The organism is Streptomyces sp. NPDC021224, from assembly GCF_044332905.1.
GTDB lineage: Bacteria > Actinomycetota > Actinomycetes > Streptomycetales > Streptomycetaceae > Actinacidiphila.
On the sequence record NZ_JBIRPW010000006.1, the window covers coordinates 155,374 to 171,444 of the forward strand.

At 75.9% G+C, this 16,071-nt stretch carries 14 protein-coding genes; 11 read left to right on the top strand and 3 right to left on the bottom strand.

Going from position 1 to position 16,071, the window contains the following annotated elements; genetic code table 11:
* Nucleotides 1-210: 210 nt before the first annotated feature.
* Complete coding sequence (locus ACH4PY_RS17260; protein ID WP_398182544.1) at nt 211-3,564, top strand: tetratricopeptide repeat protein; 3,354 nt, start codon at nt 211-213, stop codon at nt 3,562-3,564.
* Between the two features lie 395 nt (nt 3,565-3,959).
* On the opposite strand, the gene ACH4PY_RS17265 is transcribed toward ACH4PY_RS17260, so the two are convergent.
* Complete coding sequence (locus ACH4PY_RS17265) at nt 3,960-4,463, bottom strand: DUF2207 domain-containing protein (protein ID WP_398182547.1); 504 nt, start codon at nt 4,461-4,463, stop codon at nt 3,960-3,962.
* Nucleotides 4,464-4,718: 255 nt separating this feature from the next.
* Between ACH4PY_RS17265 and ACH4PY_RS17270 the strand changes: the two genes are divergently transcribed.
* Entirely contained in the window at nt 4,719-5,960 is a 1,242-nt protein-coding gene (locus tag ACH4PY_RS17270; protein WP_398182550.1) for a hypothetical protein, read from the top strand.
* Between the two features lie 53 nt (nt 5,961-6,013).
* Here ACH4PY_RS17270 and ACH4PY_RS17275 read toward each other — a convergent pair whose 3' ends face one another.
* The gene (locus ACH4PY_RS17275) at nt 6,014-7,480 is read right to left on the bottom strand and encodes an MFS transporter (protein WP_398182553.1); all 1,467 of its coding nucleotides are present in this window, start codon (nt 7,478-7,480) and stop codon (nt 6,014-6,016) included.
* A gap of 215 nt (nt 7,481-7,695) precedes the next feature.
* On the opposite strand from ACH4PY_RS17275, the gene ACH4PY_RS17280 reads away from it, so the two are divergent.
* The 4 genes from ACH4PY_RS17280 to ACH4PY_RS17295 all read left to right on the top strand — a co-directional run bounded on the left by ACH4PY_RS17280 (nt 7,696) and on the right by ACH4PY_RS17295 (nt 10,937).
* The gene (locus tag ACH4PY_RS17280) at nt 7,696-8,385 is read left to right on the top strand and encodes a TetR/AcrR family transcriptional regulator (RefSeq protein ID WP_398182556.1); all 690 of its coding nucleotides are present in this window, start codon (nt 7,696-7,698) and stop codon (nt 8,383-8,385) included.
* Between the two features lie 208 nt (nt 8,386-8,593).
* Nucleotides 8,594-9,082, top strand: a complete 489-nt coding sequence (locus tag ACH4PY_RS17285; protein WP_398182559.1) for an XRE family transcriptional regulator — start codon at nt 8,594-8,596, stop codon at nt 9,080-9,082.
* A gap of 107 nt (nt 9,083-9,189) precedes the next feature.
* Nucleotides 9,190-9,753, top strand: a complete 564-nt coding sequence (locus ACH4PY_RS17290; RefSeq protein WP_398182561.1) for a ParH-like protein — start codon at nt 9,190-9,192, stop codon at nt 9,751-9,753.
* On the top strand, nt 9,750-10,937 hold the full coding sequence (locus ACH4PY_RS17295; RefSeq protein WP_398182564.1) for an MAB_1171c family putative transporter: 1,188 nt from the start codon (nt 9,750-9,752) through the stop codon (nt 10,935-10,937). Before ACH4PY_RS17290 ends, ACH4PY_RS17295 begins: the two co-directional genes overlap by 4 nt.
* Nucleotides 10,938-11,401: 464 nt before the next feature.
* On the opposite strand, the gene ACH4PY_RS17300 is transcribed toward ACH4PY_RS17295, so the two are convergent.
* Nucleotides 11,402-14,461 (bottom strand): AAA family ATPase, encoded by a 3,060-nt coding sequence (locus ACH4PY_RS17300; RefSeq protein WP_398182569.1) that lies wholly within the window; start codon nt 14,459-14,461, stop codon nt 11,402-11,404.
* 615 nt (nt 14,462-15,076) lie between these two features.
* On the opposite strand from ACH4PY_RS17300, the gene ACH4PY_RS17305 reads away from it, so the two are divergent.
* From ACH4PY_RS17305 to ACH4PY_RS17325, 5 genes are all read left to right on the top strand, one after another.
* The gene (locus ACH4PY_RS17305) at nt 15,077-15,187 is read left to right on the top strand and encodes a class III lanthipeptide (RefSeq protein WP_398182572.1); all 111 of its coding nucleotides are present in this window, start codon (nt 15,077-15,079) and stop codon (nt 15,185-15,187) included.
* Nucleotides 15,188-15,284: 97 nt separating this feature from the next.
* Nucleotides 15,285-15,407, top strand: a complete 123-nt coding sequence (locus tag ACH4PY_RS17310) for a class III lanthipeptide (protein WP_398182575.1) — start codon at nt 15,285-15,287, stop codon at nt 15,405-15,407.
* 32 nt (nt 15,408-15,439) lie between these two features.
* A complete protein-coding gene (locus ACH4PY_RS17315; protein ID WP_398182578.1) occupies nt 15,440-15,559 on the top strand; it encodes a class III lanthipeptide in 120 nt (39 codons plus the stop codon).
* 97 nt (nt 15,560-15,656) lie between these two features.
* Complete coding sequence (locus ACH4PY_RS17320) at nt 15,657-15,776, top strand: class III lanthipeptide (protein ID WP_398182581.1); 120 nt, start codon at nt 15,657-15,659, stop codon at nt 15,774-15,776.
* Between the two features lie 57 nt (nt 15,777-15,833).
* Nucleotides 15,834-15,956 (top strand): class III lanthipeptide, encoded by a 123-nt coding sequence (locus ACH4PY_RS17325; RefSeq protein WP_398182584.1) that lies wholly within the window; start codon nt 15,834-15,836, stop codon nt 15,954-15,956.
* Nucleotides 15,957-16,071: the final 115 nt, after the last annotated feature.

The following is a 16,071-nucleotide window of genomic DNA, read 5'->3' on the forward strand; positions in this document are numbered from 1 at the left end:
GCAGCCGTGGGCATTTGGGGCTTCGGCCCGTGCGCGGGGGTGTGTGGGGCCCGTTGTCGTCGGGGGCCCGCCGGGGATGGTTCCCGTGGTGATCACCGCAAGTCTGCGGCGTGCCGCTGTCCCTCGGCTGACGGGTCGCTGCCGGTAGGGGGCCGGTACCCTGGTCCGTCGCCCGACGGCGAGGAAGGCGCGGGGGAGGGGGGAGGGGAGATGGCGGACGAGCCGGTGGTGTCGTTCGGTGTGCAGGTGCGCGGGTACCGGCGGCGGGCCGGGCTCAGTCAGCGGGAGCTGGCCGAGCGGGCCGGGCTCGGCGTGACCACGGTGCGGGACCTGGAGCAGGGCCGTACCCGGCAGCCCCAGCCGCCCTCGGTGCGGGCGTTGGCCGCGGCGCTCGGGCTCGACGGGCCGGAGGCGGCCGCTCTGCGCCGTGCGGCCGTGCCGGAGGAGCCGGCGCGGGAGGACGCGGCGGCCGCCGGGCAGCGGGGCGGGGTGCGGGTCGGCCTGCTCGGGCCGCTGGCGCTGTGGCGCGGACCGGCGGAGGTCGCGCTGGGACGGGGCGGGCGTCGTCTGGTCCTGGCCCGGCTGGCGTTGAGCGCCAACGCCACGGTGCCGGTGCACGAACTCGTCGATCTGCTGTGGGGTGACGACCCGCCCGCCGACAGCCACCAGCTCCTCCAGACCTATGTGTCGCGGTTGCGCGCGGCCCTCGACCCGCCCGGGTCGGAACGGTCGACCGGCGTCGTGGTGCGGCTGGCGCCCGGGGGCTACCAGGTGGCGCTGTCCGAGCAGCAACTGGACGTGGCCGAGTTCCGCGGGCTGATCGGTGCGGCGCGGCGGGCCGACGCGGGGGACGCGCTGGTGCTGCTGGAACGGGCGCTGGGGCTGTGGCGGGGCGTTCCGCTGGCCGATGTGCCGGAGATGTGCGCGCACCCGCTGGCCGTCGCGCTGGCGGACGAGCAGGTGGCGGCCGCGCTGCGGTACGCCGATCTCGCGGCGCGGTCGGGCGGGTACGGGCGGGCGCTGCCCCGGCTGCGGGCGCTGGCCGCGGCCCATCCGCTGCACGAGCCGCTGCACGCCCGGCTGATCACGGCGCTGGCCGGTGCGGGCCTGCAGGCCGACGCGCTGGCGGCGTACGACAGCATCCGGCGGCGGCTGGCCGACGACCTCGGCATCGATCCCGGCGCGGAACTGGCGGCGGCGCACGGGAAGGTGCTGCGGCAGGAGATCACCGCCGTCGGCGCCCCCCCGGCCGACGGCCGCGCGGCGCCGGAGCCGGAGCCGCCGGGCCCGTCACCGTATCCCGCTCCCCGGCAACTTCCCGCGCCGCCCGGGCTGTTGACGGGCCGGATGGGGGAGCTGGCCGACCTGGGGAATCTGCACGACGCGTCCGCGGTGGTCATCACCGCGATCGACGGAATGGCGGGCGTGGGCAAGACCGCACTGGCCGTGCAGGCGGCGCACCGGATGGCCCACCGGTATCCGGACGGGCAGTTGTTCATCGACCTGCACGGCTACACCGACGGGGTGGCGCCGGTCGAGCCGGGGGAGGCGCTGGGCCGGATGCTGCGCTCGCTCGGGGTTGCGGGCGAGCGGATCCCGGCCGGTGCCGACCAGCGGGCCGGGCTCTACCGCAGCCTGCTGGCCGACCAGCGCGTGCTGGTGGTGCTGGACAACGCAGCCACCGAGGCCCAGGTGACACCGCTGCTGCCCGGGGCGTCCGGCTGCCTGGTGCTGATCACCAGCCGTCGCCGGCTGTCCGGTCTCGACCACGCGCAGACCCTGTCGCTGGACGTGCTGCCGCCCTCCGACGCCGTCGCGCTGCTGCGCCAGGCCGCCGGTGAGCACCGGCTGACCGGCCAACGACCCGATCTGGTGGACGAGTTGGCCGAGCTGTGCGGCCGCCTGCCGCTGGCGATCTGGATCGCCGCCGCCCGCCTGCGGTCGCACCCCACGTGGGACCTCGAGCACCTGGTGGCGCGGCTGCGCGACCGGCGGCACCGGCTCGGCGAGCTGACGGCCGGGCAGCGGAGCGTCACCGCCACCCTCGACCTGTCCTACCAGGACCTCAGCACGGACCTGCGGCGCACCTACCGGCGGCTGGGCCTGCACCTCGGCCCGGACGTCGACCGGTACGCGGCGGCCGCGCTGCTGGACGCCGGTGTGCGGGAGACCGGCCGGATGCTGGAGCAACTGCTGGAGGCGCATCTGCTCCAGGAGCCCGTCCCGGGCCGCTACCGCTTCCACGACCTGACCCGCGCGCACGCGGTCCGCACCGCGACCGAGGACGAGACCGCGGCCGACGCGCGCGCGGCGCTGGACAGGCTGCTCGACTACTACCGGCACACCGCGGCGGTGGCGATGGACGCCGCCCATCCGTACGAGCGCGGACGGCGTCCGCAGGTCCCCGCGGCGCGCACCCCCTGCCCCGTCCTGCCCGACCAGGCGGCGGCGCTGCGCTGGCTGGACGACGAATGGCACATCCTGCTGGCCGCCGCGCGGTACGCGGTCGAGCACGACCGGCCGGAATACCTGCTGCACCTGGCCACCATCGTGTCCCAGCACCTTTACACCCGCGACCGGTTCCACGACGCCGAGACGCTCCACGAGCAGGCGTTGGCCACCGCCCGCGCCACCGGCCACCGCGCGGCCGAACTGGGCGCCCTCGCGGGCCTCGGCCAGATCCACTGGAAGCTGGGCCGCTACGACCGTTCCACCGAACGCCACCAGCAGGCCCTGCGGCTGGCCCGCGCCACCGGCGACCGGAGCAGCGAGCCGAACGCGCTGGTCGGCCTCGGTCTCGTCCACCTTGCGAAGGGCCGTTACGACCGGGCCACGGACCACTACGAGCAGGCCCTGGGACTCGCCCGCGACACCGGCAACCGCACCGCCGAACTGGACGCGCTGGCCGGGCTCGGCCACATCCGACGGCTGCTGGGCCGGTACGACCGGTCCACCGACTGCTACGAGCAGGCCCTGCGGCTGGCCCGCTCCACCGCACACATCGGCGGCGAGCTGAACGCACTGGTCGGCCTCGGCCACGTCGATCTCGCGCGGGGCCGGTACGACGAGGCCGCCGACCGCTACGAGCACGCCCTCGAACTCGCCCGCACCACCGGGCACATCAGCCACGAACTCATCTCGCTGGCCGGTCTCGGGCACATCCGCTGCAAGCAGGGCTGGTACGGGCAGGCCGCCGACCTCTACCAGAGGGTGTACGACATCGCCCACGAAAGCGGCGCCCGCAACTGGCAGTTCGAGGCGTGGCAGGGCCTGGGGCGGCTCCAGCACGCCACCGGCCACCCGGACGTCGCCCGCGCCCACCACGAGCGGGCGCTCGCGCTCGCCACCGAACTGGACCACCCCGAGGACCAGGCCCGCGCCCACGACGGCCTCGCCCACGCCCACCGGGCCCTGCACGAGCACGACCAGGCCCGCACCCACTGGCGGCGCGCGCTGGACATCCTGACCCGCATCGGCGTCGACCGGACCGACGGCGAGACCACCCCCGCCTCCATCCGCGCCCACCTGGCCGACTGCGACGCCGCGTCGGGCGGCCGGCCGTAGCCGCGGGCGGGGGCCGGAGGCCCGCCCCACGCCGGTCTACCAGCTGTCGCCGCCCCCTCCGCCGAAGCCGCCGCCCGACGCGTCCGGGGAATCGGCGGAACCTGAGGAGCCGGACGAGCCGGTGTCCGCGTACGAGCCGAAGCGGTCGCCCGACGTGCCGCCCCGGCTCCCGCGGCTCCCGCGCGAGCCGCGGGAGCCGCGGGAGGAGGAGCCGCGCCGGGCGCCCGGGACGGTCCAGCGGCCGTCGGCCGCGCGCCACGGGCGCTGCCCCGGCGGGGTGAACAGCCAGGGCTGCAGCGCGAACCGGGCGGCCGCGCCCTCGGCGTCGCCCCGGTCGTCGTACCAGTCCAGCTCGCCCGTCCGGCCGGTGACGGCCTGTTCGAGACTGCCCGGTGTCAGGTGCAGCAGGACGAAGGGGAGGTACGGCAGGGGTCGGCGGCACGGCGCGGGACGACGGATCCGCCCCGGGTCCGCTCCAGTGGCGGCGGGACGAAGCGCCGGACGCGCCGGGTGAGCGCGTACCGGACGTCGTAGTCGAGCAGGTAGGTGTGGACGCCGGTGACGGTGCTGCCCGCCGTGCCGACGCGGACCGTCCAGGTGCCGCCGTCCCGGGTGAGTTCGGTGCGGGCCGGGGCGTCCGGGCTGCTCGCCGTGAGGTGCTCCAGACCGTATGTGCGGCGCCCGGTGCGGTACGGGATGTCGCGGACGAGGCCGTGCCGGTCGCGGGCCGTGCCGAAGTCGTACGTGATGGCCTCGTGGACGTGGAGCGGGCCGTCGCGCCGGACGGTCAGCACCACGCGGTTGGCGCGCACCTGCTCGGCCGGGGGCGCGCTCGGGGCCGCCTGCGCCACGGGCCGGGCGAGGGCGAGGAGTACGAGGGCGAGCAGCGCGCCGGCCACCGTCGTCCGTACGACCCGCCCATGCGGGGGCCTCCCTCCGCCGTCCCCCGAGGGGACGTGACGGGCGCCGGGCGCGGTTCCGGCCCGGCCTCCCCCGGCGCGATTGTTGCCCGTACATGAAATCTGCCGCTGCAACGTTGTCCGCGTCGGTGCCGGGAGAGACGATCGCAGGGCCCTGGCCTGCGATTTCCGGCGGCCTCCGATGGTCCGTCGGCGGGCCGGGGCGTTCGGACGACCCCTCACGGAGCGGTGGACATGACCTCGGACAAGGCGGAGCACGGCGGGCGTACGACACGGAGGGCGGTGCTCGTCGGCGGCGCCGCCGTCGCCGGGGCGACCGTGCTCGGGACCGCACCGGCGCGGGCGCAGGGCGGCGGGCTCGGGGGCTCGCTGTACTCGGTGGTCGAGGGGTACAGCCGCTGGGTGCACCGGACCGGGACACCGGACCAGTCGGCCGCACTGGTGTGGCTGGAGCGGCGGCTGCGGGCCCTCGGGGCCGTCACCGGGCGGTGGGAGTACAGCTACCCGCACTACACGTGGAAGGCCGAGGTCCGCGTCGGGCGCGAGCGGGTGCCGGCGCTGCCGCTGTACTACGAGGGCACCGGCCGGGTGCGCGGCCGCGCCGACTTCGTACGGCCGGTGACGACGAGCAAGGACGGCAGCGACCCGGCGGTGCTCGCCGCGCTCGCCGAGGCCGCGCGGGGCGGGGCCACGGTCGCGGTGCTGCCGACCACGAGCACCACCGCCACCTACGCGCCCTACGACGGGCTGGTCGGCTACAACAGCGACCCCGAGGCGCCGAAGACCGGCATCCCCACGCTGCTCGTCCCCGGCGACACGGCCGACCGCGTCGCGCGGTACGGCGCCGACGTCGACTTCTCGGCGCGGACCGTGCGCGCCCGGACGTACTGCCTGACGGGCTGGTTCGGCACCCGCCGCCCGGTCAAGGACCCGATAGTCGTCACCACCCCGCTGACGGGCTGGTTCACCTGCGCCGCCGAACGCGGGACGGGAGTCGCGCTCGCACTGGCCCTGGCCGCCGAACTCTCCCGCGAGCACCCGGTGTTCTTCCTCGGCAACACCGGCCACGAGCTGAACAACTACGGTGCCCGCGCCTACCTGGCCCAGGAGTTCGACCTCGCGCCGCGCGCCGTCTTCCACCTGGGTTCGGCGCTCGCGGCGGCGGCGAAGGGCCCCGACGGGCGCTTCGCGCTGGCGCCCCGCGGCGCCGCGAGCAACCCGGCCTTCGACGCGGTGCCCGGCCTCGCCGCCGACCTGGCCGCTGCCCGCTTCAACCAGGCCGCCAAGTTCCCCGGCGAGGGCGCGGTGTGGAACGCGGCCCTGGGCCCTGCCGTACCGCTGCTGTCCGTCGCGGGGAACTTCCGGCAGTTCCACACGCCCGACGACGTCCCGTGGGTGACGACCTCCCCGGACGTCCTGGCGCAGGCGTACACCGCGCTGCGCGCCGCGGCGGGCGACCTGCTCGCCGCGACCTGACACGCCGGTGCGGGCCCGCCACGGGGGGCGGGCCCGCACCGGGCACCGGGCGGTCAGCGCGTCCCGCCGCGCCGGGAGCGGAGGAAGAGGACGGGGATCGCCGCCGTCAGCAGGACGAGGGCGGTGTTGGCCGCGACGGCCACCGTCACCCCGTGGTGGAGGGCGGCGGGGCCGGCCACGGCGGGGGTGGTGGCGGTGACGACGGTGGACATCAGCGGGGTGCCGAGGGTGATGCCGACCTGCTGGCTCATCGACGCCAGGCCCGTCGCCAGGCCCTGGGCGGAGTCGGGGAGGCCGGAGGTGGCGGTGAGCATGAAGGCGACGATGACCAGCATGTTGCCGACGCCGCCGAAGAAGGTCGCCGGGAGGAGCAGGGCCAGCGCCGGGCCCGTCGTACCGCCGAGCAGCAGCAGGGACGCGGTGAAGACGGCCTGGACGAGGGCGCCCACGGTCACGGCGGTCACCGTCGAGGTCGCCGCGACGACCCGCGGGGCGAGCAGCCCGCCGACGACGGTGCCGAGGCCCAGCACGCCGAAGGACGCGCCCGCGGCGAGCGGGGAGAAGCCCAGGGTCTTCTGCAGGTAGAGGGTCAGCAGGTAGACCAGCGACGTCTCGGTGACGAAGGCCAGCAGGCCGATCACGTTGCCCCACGCCACCGACCGCAGCCGCAGCACCGCCAGCGGCACCAGCGGCTCCGCGACCCGCCGCTCCACCAGCACGAACGCCACCAGCAGCAGCGCGCCCAGGGCGAAGGCGACGAGCGCGGGGGCCGACGTCCAGCCGTGCGCGCCCGCGTGGGTCAGGGCGTAGACGAGGGAGAGCAGCGCGCCCGTGACCGTCAGGGCGCCGGGAAGGTCGAGCCGGGGGCGTACGGCCGGGCGGGACTCGCTGATCACGGCCGGGGCGACCGCGACGACCGCGAGCGCGACGGGCACGTTGACGAAGAAGGCCCAGCGCCACGAGAGCAGGTCGGTCAGGACCCCGCCGAGGATCGCGCCCGCGGTGAAACCGGCCGACATCAGCGCCCCGTTGACGCCCAGCGCCTTGCGCCGCAGCGGGCCCTCGGGGAAGGACGTGGTCAGCAGCGCCAGGCCCGCCGGGGTCGCGGCGGCCGTCGCCAGGCCCTGCGCGACGCGCGCCGCCAGCAGCACCGCGGGCGAGGTCGCGAGCCCGCCGGCCAGCGAGGCGAGGCCCAGCAGCGCGACGGAGCCGACGAAGATCCGCTTGCGGCCCACGAGGTCGCCGATGCGCCCGAAGAAGAGGGTGAAACCGGCGGCGGCGAGCGCGAACGCGGTCGCGATCCACTGGAGGTCCGGCAGCGCGAAGCCGAGGCCCTCGCCGATGTCGGGCAGCGCGACGTTGAGGATCGAGAAGTCGACGGCGAGCGTGAACTGCGCGGTCAGCAGCACCGCGAGGACGAGCTTGAGCCGCCGGGTGAGGCGGTCGGGCGGCGGGCCGGAGGGCTCCACGGCCCGTGGGGAGGGGGTGGCCGGGGTGGCGGGGGTGGAGGGAGCGGACATCGCGGGGAGTCCCTTCGCGGGGCGGGGTGAACGCGGGCCGGGGCGTGCGGGGGTACGCCGGTGTACCGCCCGGAGGCGCTTAACGGGTCTGTCGTTCCGTTACGTCTCAGACGGTAGCACCGGGCGGCCCGTAAGGGAACTCCAGTTCCGATACGCTGGAGGTAGTCGCCCTGACCGGCAGGTGGGCGGCCGCACACCGTACGAAGGAGGGCTCCATGTCCGGCACCACCGACACCGGCACCCCCGCCGCGGACCCGGGCGCGTCACCCGGGACGGCGCAGGGCCCCGACCCCGTCGATCCCGCTGACCCCGCCGCGCCCGGCACGCTGCGGCCCGGCGGCCGTACCGCCCGGGTCCGTACCGCTGTGCTGCGCGCCGCGGGGGACGTCCTCGCCGCGGGCGGCTTCGAGGCGCTCGACCTCGGCGAGGTCGCCCGCCGCGCCGAGGTCGGCAAGACGACCGTCTACCGGCGCTGGGGTACCCCCGGCGCCCTCGCCGCCGACCTGCTCGGCGACATGGCCGAGCAGTCCTCGCCGCGCAGCGACACCGGCACCCTGGACGGCGACCTGCTCGCCAACGCCCGGCTCGTCGTCAGCACGCTCGCCGACCCGCGCCAGGGCCCCCTCTTCCGCGCCCTCATCGCCGCCTCGCTCTGCAACGAGCAGGCCGCCGACGCGCTGCACCGCTTCTACGCCGTGCGCATCGAGGAATGGGCCGGGTGCGTGCGCGACGCCGCCGGGCGCGGCGAGGTGCCGGACGGCACCGACCCGCACGCCGTCGTCGCCGCGGTGTCCGCGCCGCTCTACTACGCCCTGCTCAACTCCGGTCGCGCGCCCACGGACAGCGACGCCGCGCACGCCGCCCGCGCCGCCGCGACCGCCGCCCGCGCCGGGGTGTGGGCCTGAGGCCGGAGCGGCGCCCGGGGCACGCCGGCAGGCCCGTGACGGGTGCGGCCGGAGGCGCCGGGAGCGGCGTCTTCACCATTCCGCCACCAGGTCCGGCGGGGGGCGGCGGCTAGTATGACCCGCGCCGCGGGGCGGGGCACATGTGGCGTGCGCACATCTGGCTGTCGCGGGGCGCAAGGCGCAACCTGGTGTCGACGAAAGGTGCGACATGGCCGAATCGGACCCGGCGGTACCCGAGCCGCAGTCGCAGACACCTCCGCAGACACCTCCGCGGACACCTCCGCGGACCCTCGCCGCGAAGATCGACGCCCTCTTCCGCGCCGTCCGCCGCCCCAACCGCGAGCAGTACAGCCACGAGGAGGTCGCCAAGGCCTGCCGCGAGGCCACCGGCGAGAGCTTCTCGGCCACCTACCTGTGGCAGCTGCGCACCGGACGCCGGGACAACCCGACCAAGCGTCATCTGGAGGTCCTGGCGCAGTTCTTCCAGGTTCCGGTTGCCTATTTTTTCGACGACGCCCAAGGTGCAGCCATCACCAAGGAGTTGGAGCTGCTGACAGCCCTGCGGGACGCCGGTGTGCGCAACATCGCGCTGCGGGCGGTCAACCTCTCGCCCGAAGCGGTGGGTACGATCAGTGACATTATCGACGTACTCGCCCGTCGGGAGCAGGGGAGCGATCCGCCGAGCACTCCGGGCTGACCCGCCCGGGACGGCCCGGGGACAACGGGGAGAATCGGGAAGTGGGGTGCCTCCAGGTGGCGCGTGACCGGAGCCAGCGGAGCTTATGGCAGCGGTGCCGGCGCCTCGTGGCGGCCCTGAGCCTGCCCGATCCGTTCGACATCGCGGACTTCGTCGACACCCTCGCCGACTGCCGGGGACGCCCCATCGCCCTCGTCCCCGTCACCGGCCGCCCCAACCTCCCCTGCGGGCTGCTGCTCACCACCGCGGACGCCGACTACATCCTCTACGCCGCCGACACCTCGCCGCTGCACCAGCAGCACATCCTGCTGCACGAGGCCGCCCACCTGCTGTGCGGCCACCAGGACGACAGCGCGGGCGCCACCCTGGACGCCGCCGCCCGCACCCTCATGCCGGGCCTGTCACCCGCACTCGTCGAACGCGTCCTCGGCCGCACGATCTACACCGAACCGCAGGAACGCGAGGCCGAGATCGTCGCCTCGCTCATCCTCTCCCGGGTCTCGCACTGGTCCCCGCCGCCCTTCGCCGCGCGGGCCCGCAGCCTGGAGGCGCTCTTCGACCGCCGCGAACGGCCCGGGGATCCGCCCGCACCCGGCGTCGGTGGCGCGCCCCGGGGCGCCGGTGACGCGTCGCCGGGCACCGGCAACCCGCCGCGGGACGGCGGCAGATGACCGCCGTCACCGACATCACCGCGTACGCCGCCGCCGCCGTCTTCCTGGTCTTCGCCGTCTACCGCTTCTCCGCGGCCGGCGGGGACGCGACCCAGCGCTACATCTACGCCTTCTCGCTGTGCGTCGGCAGCTCCCTCGTCCTCAACGCCCCCAGCAGCATCGACGTGCTGGGACGGCTGCTCGCGGCGCGCGCACCCGTTGTCGCGCTCGTGCACGGGCTCAAGATGGGCGCGTTCACCTGCATCGCCCTCATCGCGCTCACGCTGCGCAACTCCACGGAGGACCGCGGGCCCGTCTACCGGCACATCGCCGCGGGCGTCGTCGTCCAGACCGCCTCCGCGTGGATGTTCGCCGCGTCGTTCGTGACCGTCAGCCCGGACGCGGTGACCGTCGGGGACGGCCGCAGGCTGCTCTTCGCTGGATACGAGCTGCTGTTCGCCGTGTACGGCATCGGGTGCCTCGCGATGCTCGTCGGCGCGCTCACCGGGCACATCCGGCGCGAGGCCAACGGGGTGCTGCGCACCGGGCTGCTCCTCATGGCCCTCTCCGCCGCGATGGGCATCGTCTGGACCGGCTGGTCCGCGCACGACATCACGCAGGTGCTGCGCACCGGGCACCAGGGCGTCGGGGAGGACCTGCCCTCCACGTCGCTCTCGGTCGCCGTCGCCGTCCTCGCCGCGGGGGGTGCCTCCGCCACCCGCTGGCCCGTCCTGCTCGGGGGGCCGCTGCGGTGGTGGCGGGCGCAGCGCTCCTACCGTGCGCTGGAACCGCTCTGGGCCGCGCTGTGTGCGGAGCTTCCGGAGATCGCTCTGGCGGGCTCGGGCCCGTCCGCCGCTGCCGCCTCCTCTTCCGGCGTTGCCGGGCGGCGGCGCAGGCCGCCTGTGCGGCGGGCGACGTTCGCGCTCTACCGCCGGGTGATCGAGATCCGGGACGGGCACCTTGCGTTGCGGCCGTACTTCGAGAGGGACGAGAACGCGGTGGCGTACGGGGCCGAGGACGGGGGGCCCGCGCGGGCCGCCGCGCGGGAGGCGGCCGCGATCGCCGCGGCGCTGGCGAACCGCCGGGCGGGGCGGCGGCCCGGTGCGGACGCGTCCCTCCCCACCTGGCCGGTGGCGGGCACGCTGGACGCGGAGACGGCATGGCTCCTGGAGGTCACTCACGCGTTCGTGGCTTCCCCGGGGTGAGGTGGTCCCTCCGGGGTGGGGGTGGCCCTGTCCGCGGGACCTTGCGGTGGGTGGGGGTTGCTCGCGCCGTTCTCCCCCAGGGCTTCGCCTGGGGGTACCCCCACGCGCCCCTGGCTGTTGCCCGGCGGGGCATCGCGCTTTCCCTCCGGTGGGTGGGTCGGGTGCCGCCACGGGGCACCTCCTCGGAATGCGCCTTCGCCCTCTTCCCGAGTTGGTGAGGGACTGGGAAGCGCATTCCTGCGGGGGCACCCCGCACCGTCCCCCTCCAGGCCGGTTCAGCGCTGCCTGCCGGTGGGGGGTGATCAGTACGGGGCGAGAGCACCCGTTTTTCAGGGGCGCGTGGGGGTACCTCCCAGGCGAAGCTCTGGGGGAGAACGGAGCGACAAGCCACGACGGTGGGACGATCGCGAACACCACCGCAACAGGCAACCCGGGGCGTGGGCCCCGGCCGGGAGAGGGGCGGGTCAGAGGGGGAATTCCGCCGCGGAGGCGAAGGCCGCGCGGTCGGGGTGGCCGGTTTTGCGGAGGATGCTCGCGACGTGTTTTTCGACGGTGCGCGGCGAGATGTGCAGCCGCCCCGCGATGTCCTTGTTGCCGATGCGCGCGGCGAGCAGGCGGGCGACCTCGAATTCGCGCACCGTCACCCCGTGGCGGCGCAGGGCCGCGGGGACGCCTTCGATGCCGGTGCGCCGCTGCCGCACCTGCGCGCCCATGCCGCGCAGCAGTCCGCGGCAGGCGGCGGCGACGGCGGGGATGCCGGTGGCGTGGAAGTGTTCCTCGGCGTCGCGGAGCCAGGTGACGGGGTCGCCCCAGCCGTCGTGGTGGGCGGCGGGGGCGACGAGGCGGAGGGCGAGGTGGCGGGCGGGCGGGTAGGGGGTGGCGGCGTCGAGGGCGGCGCGGGCGGCGGCGTCGGCTTCGGTGGTGCGGCCTTCGCGGCCGAGGAGGACGGCGTGGGCGAGGCCGGCGAAGGGGCGGTGCCAGCGGTCGCCGGTGGTGTCGGGCTGGGTGCAGTGCTGGAGGCCGACGCGTCCGGCGAGGGCGCCGAGGAGGAGGACGAGGCCGTGGCGGCCGATGTCGACGGCGGCGGGGTTCTCGGCGTCGTACGCGATGGCCTGGGCCAGTTCGCGTTCGGCGGTGTCGCGTTCTTCTTCGAGCAGGGAGCAGTGCGCGCGGGCGAGGCCGTAGGACATGGCGCGGACGCCGGGGGCCTCGGCCATGAGGGGGGCGAGGCGGTCGAGCGCTTCGGTCATGGCGGCGCGGTGGCCCTGGTGGGCGTGCCGGACGGCGTCGGCGAGGTGCAGCAGGGGGAGGGCGCGGCCGAGGCGGTCGCGGGTGGCGGCGGGGAGCGCGGCGGTGATGCGGTCGTCCGCGGCGGTGAGGTCGCCGCGCCGGATCTCGTCGAGGGCGAGGGCGAATCCGGCCTCGTACGCGGGGGGCAGGACGCCGACGTGCAGGGCTTCGCGGCGTGCGGTCTCGACGGCGGCCCAGTCGCCGTGGTGGCGGGCGGCGTCGAGGGCGAGGGCGAGTTCGGCGGTGACGCGTTCGGCGGGGAGCCGGTGCTGGCGGGCCAGCGCGCACGCGGTGAGCAGGTGTCCGGTGGCGGCGGGGTCGCCCGCGTGGGCGGTGAGCCGGCCGAGCTGGACGAGGGCGCGGCATTCGGCCTCGGGCACCCCGGCGGTGCGGGCGGCTTCCAGGGCGCGGCGGGCGGCGTGTTCGGCGGTGCGCAGCCGGTCGGGTGCCAGGCGGTGGGGTTCGACGCGGGCGGCGGCGGCTTCGACGGCGGCGGCGTCGCGGGCGGCGGGGTTTTCGCCCAGCAGCCGCCGGGCGAGATCGAGTTGGTGCAGGGCTTCGGCGGGGTGCCCGGCGAGGGCGGCCAGTTCGGCGAGGGCGGCGTAGAGGGCGGCCCGCCGTCCGGGTGGGACCTGGCCGTCCAGCGCGGTGATTCCGGCGGTGAGTTCGGGCAGCAGGTCGAAGCGGGCGGCGCATCCGGCGGCGTAGAGGAGCAGTTCGAGGACGGTGGCCCGTAAGGAGGTGGGTGTGCCGGCGCTCGTGGGGCGGTGTGCGGCGGCGAGCAGGGTGACGGCCCGTTCCACCGTGCCCTCGGCGAGGGCCCGGCGGCCGGCCTCGCAGGACAGCCGTACGGCCTCGGTGGTGTCCCCGGCGTAGGCGCACAACTCGGCCGCGCGGGCGCACCATTCGCCGGGCAGACCCGGATGCAGTTCGGCGAGGACGGCGGCGGCCTGCCGGGCGCAGCCGGTGCGTTCGGCGGGGGCGAGCGCGTCGCGTACGGCGCGGGCGGCGAGGGGGTGCCGGAAGGTGTACCAGTCCGGTTGCTCCGGATCGGGTTCCAGCAGGTAGGAGGAGGTCGCCGCGCGTAGCACGGCGGCGACGTCGTGGCCGCGCCGGTCGGCGGTGCGGCGCAGGACCGGCAGTGGGAAGCGGCGGCCGAACAGCGCGGCCAGGCCCAGGACTTCGCGGCCTCCGGCGGGCAGCCGGTCGATCCGGCGGGCCACGCTGCGGGCGACGGCGGGCGGTACCGCGCCGGTGCATCGGCCACGGGCGGCGGGGGCGACGGCCTCGCGGGTCAGCTCCCGGATGAGGAAGGGGTTGCCGGAGCCCGCAGCCAGTACCCGGTCGAGCAGCGCGGCCTCCACCTCCGCGGGCGCGACGCCCGACTCCGCGGCGACCAGTTGCCGTACGTCCGGGGTGCGCAGCGGCGCGAGGTCGATGCCGACGGCGGTGCCGCGCTGGCAGGCGCGCGCGGCCAGGTCGGCGGCGGGCCCGGCGAGCAGTCCGGTGGTGAGGAGGACGGCGACGGGCTGGTCCGCGAGGTTGTCGAGGAGGTATTCGACGACGGCGAGGGTGCGCAGGTCGGCGTCGTGCAGGTCGTCCAGGACGACCAGGCATCCGCGCCGCCGCCCGGCCTCGGCGAGCACCCGTAAGAGGGCTTCCCCGACGAGCAACGGCCCGCCGGGACCGTCGAGTTCGACCGGTCCGGCGGCGTCGGAGGCCGTCCCCGGCGGGTCGGCCGCGTCCGGCCCGTTCCCCCCGTCCGGGCGGACCCTCGGCACCGCGCCCGGGACCGCGCCGGGGACCCCGCGCGGTCCCGCGCCCGGGACCGGGTCCCACTGCGGGCCGGGTTCCCCCGGTGGGCGGACGGGCACCCCGAGGGACGGCAGCAGCGCGGCCAGCACCCCGGCGTACGGGCCCAGGGCGGCCGGGCCGGGGAGGGGGGTGGTGCGGGTCAGGGAGAGCAGCGCCTCGATCAGCGGGCGGTAGGGGACCGCGGGGGAGACCGTGCTGACGCCGCCGCGGGCGGTGGCCAGGCCCGCGGCGGTCGCGGCGGCGAGGGCCTCGGCGGCGAGCCGGGTCTTCCCGGCGCCCGGTTCGCCCGTCACGGCGAGGGCGCCGCCCTGTCCGGCCCGCGCGGCCGCGAGGACGGCGGCGACGCGCTCCATCTCCGCTTGCCGGCCGACGAGTTCGGCGGACCGCAGCGCCGCGGTGTGCGGCGGTAACGGCCTCACGGGCGACCCATGACGCGGTGGCTGCTGCTGGCGTACGGCGTGTTCATCGGCTCTCCCGGGACGCGGCTGGCGCGGCGGGCAGTGCGTCCGCGCGGCGGGCGTGCGCTCGGGGCGGCGGGCAGGACTGCACGGCCGGCAGGCTGGCAGGACAGGCGGTACGGGCAGTACGGGCGGAGCAGGCGCGTCCCCCGCCGGCGCGGCCGTACGGCGGCGCGGGGCGGTGCGCGCCGCCCGGGGGCGGGTGGTGCGGCCGGACCGGTCACACGCAGCCGGGCCGGTCGTACGTGGCGTATCCGGGCGGGGCCGTGGCGGCTGCCGGCCCGCGCAGTTCATGAGCTGAGGTGAATGACGCGGGGGTCGTCATCCGCCTCAGCTCGCGCACCACCATGACGCATCGTGCCGGGAGCGTCAACCACGCCGGGTGCTCCGCGCGCCCTTTCGGCCGCCCCGCCCGACCCCCGAACTGGGGGATCGTGCAAGCGAATTATGGGGGCCGGCTACGGATGTGCGGGTGTTCACGGGCGCGGTTGGCTGGATCCGCCGTTCGGCACATGCGCGTCCCACCATCCCGAGCGCGCCCCGCGCTCCCGACCCCACACCGGGGAGGTGACACGGATGAGCGTCCTCCGGCTGCAGAGCCTGGAGCCGACCGTGGCCAACAACGCGGTCGCCATCCTCAGCACCACCAGCAGCGGCAGCAACTGCTGCAAGAACCAGAACCGCTGAGCAGTCCCGCCCGGCCGCCGGCCGGGGTGTGTGTCCGCGGTGGTGGGGCCGCTCGGGAGACACCGGGAATCACGGGAAACCAGAAGGAGACAACGCCATGAGCATCCTCAACCTGCAGAAGCTCGAGCCCGTCGCCGTCGAGAGCGCGGTCGCGATCCTCAGCACCACCAGCTCCGGCAGCGGCTGCTGCACCACCGCCCCGAAGAAGCCGTCCCTCTGACGGTTCTCCGGTCGGTACCGGAAGGCGGCCCCATGAGCATTCTCAAGCTCCAGGAGCTGCGGCCGGTCGGGCAGGAGAGCCTGCTGCCGGTCGTCAGCCACACGAGCAGCTGGCTGAACTGCTGCACCGACCCGCCGGACGACGACTCCTGAACCCCGGTCGTACGCACGGCGCGTGTCACCGCCGGGCGGGTGACCCCACCCGCCCGGCCACCCCGCCACCCATCCCTCGTACGGAAAGGACGACTCCATGAGCATCCTCAAGCTCCAGACGATGGCGCCCATCGCCACCGAGAGCGCGGTCGCGATCCTCAGCACGACCAGCTCCAGCAGCGACTGCTGCAAGTCGACCAAGCCCGTCGTCAGCTGACCTGCCGCTTCAGGCACCGGACAGCCCCGCACACGATCCGCGGAAGGAGTTGACCAGATGAGCATCCTCAACCTGCAGACGATGACGCCGATCGCCACCGAGAGCGCGGTCGCGGTCATCAGCAGCACCAGCTCCAGCAGCGACTGCTGCAAGAAGCAGCAGAAGCCGCCGACCGCCTGACGGTCGCGCCGTGCGGGGGCGCGCCGCCCCCGCACGGCATCCGCGCGCCCGCGCCCGTACACGCACCCCGCGCGTACCCGCCGCACCCGACCCGCGCCCGCACCCGGACCCCGCC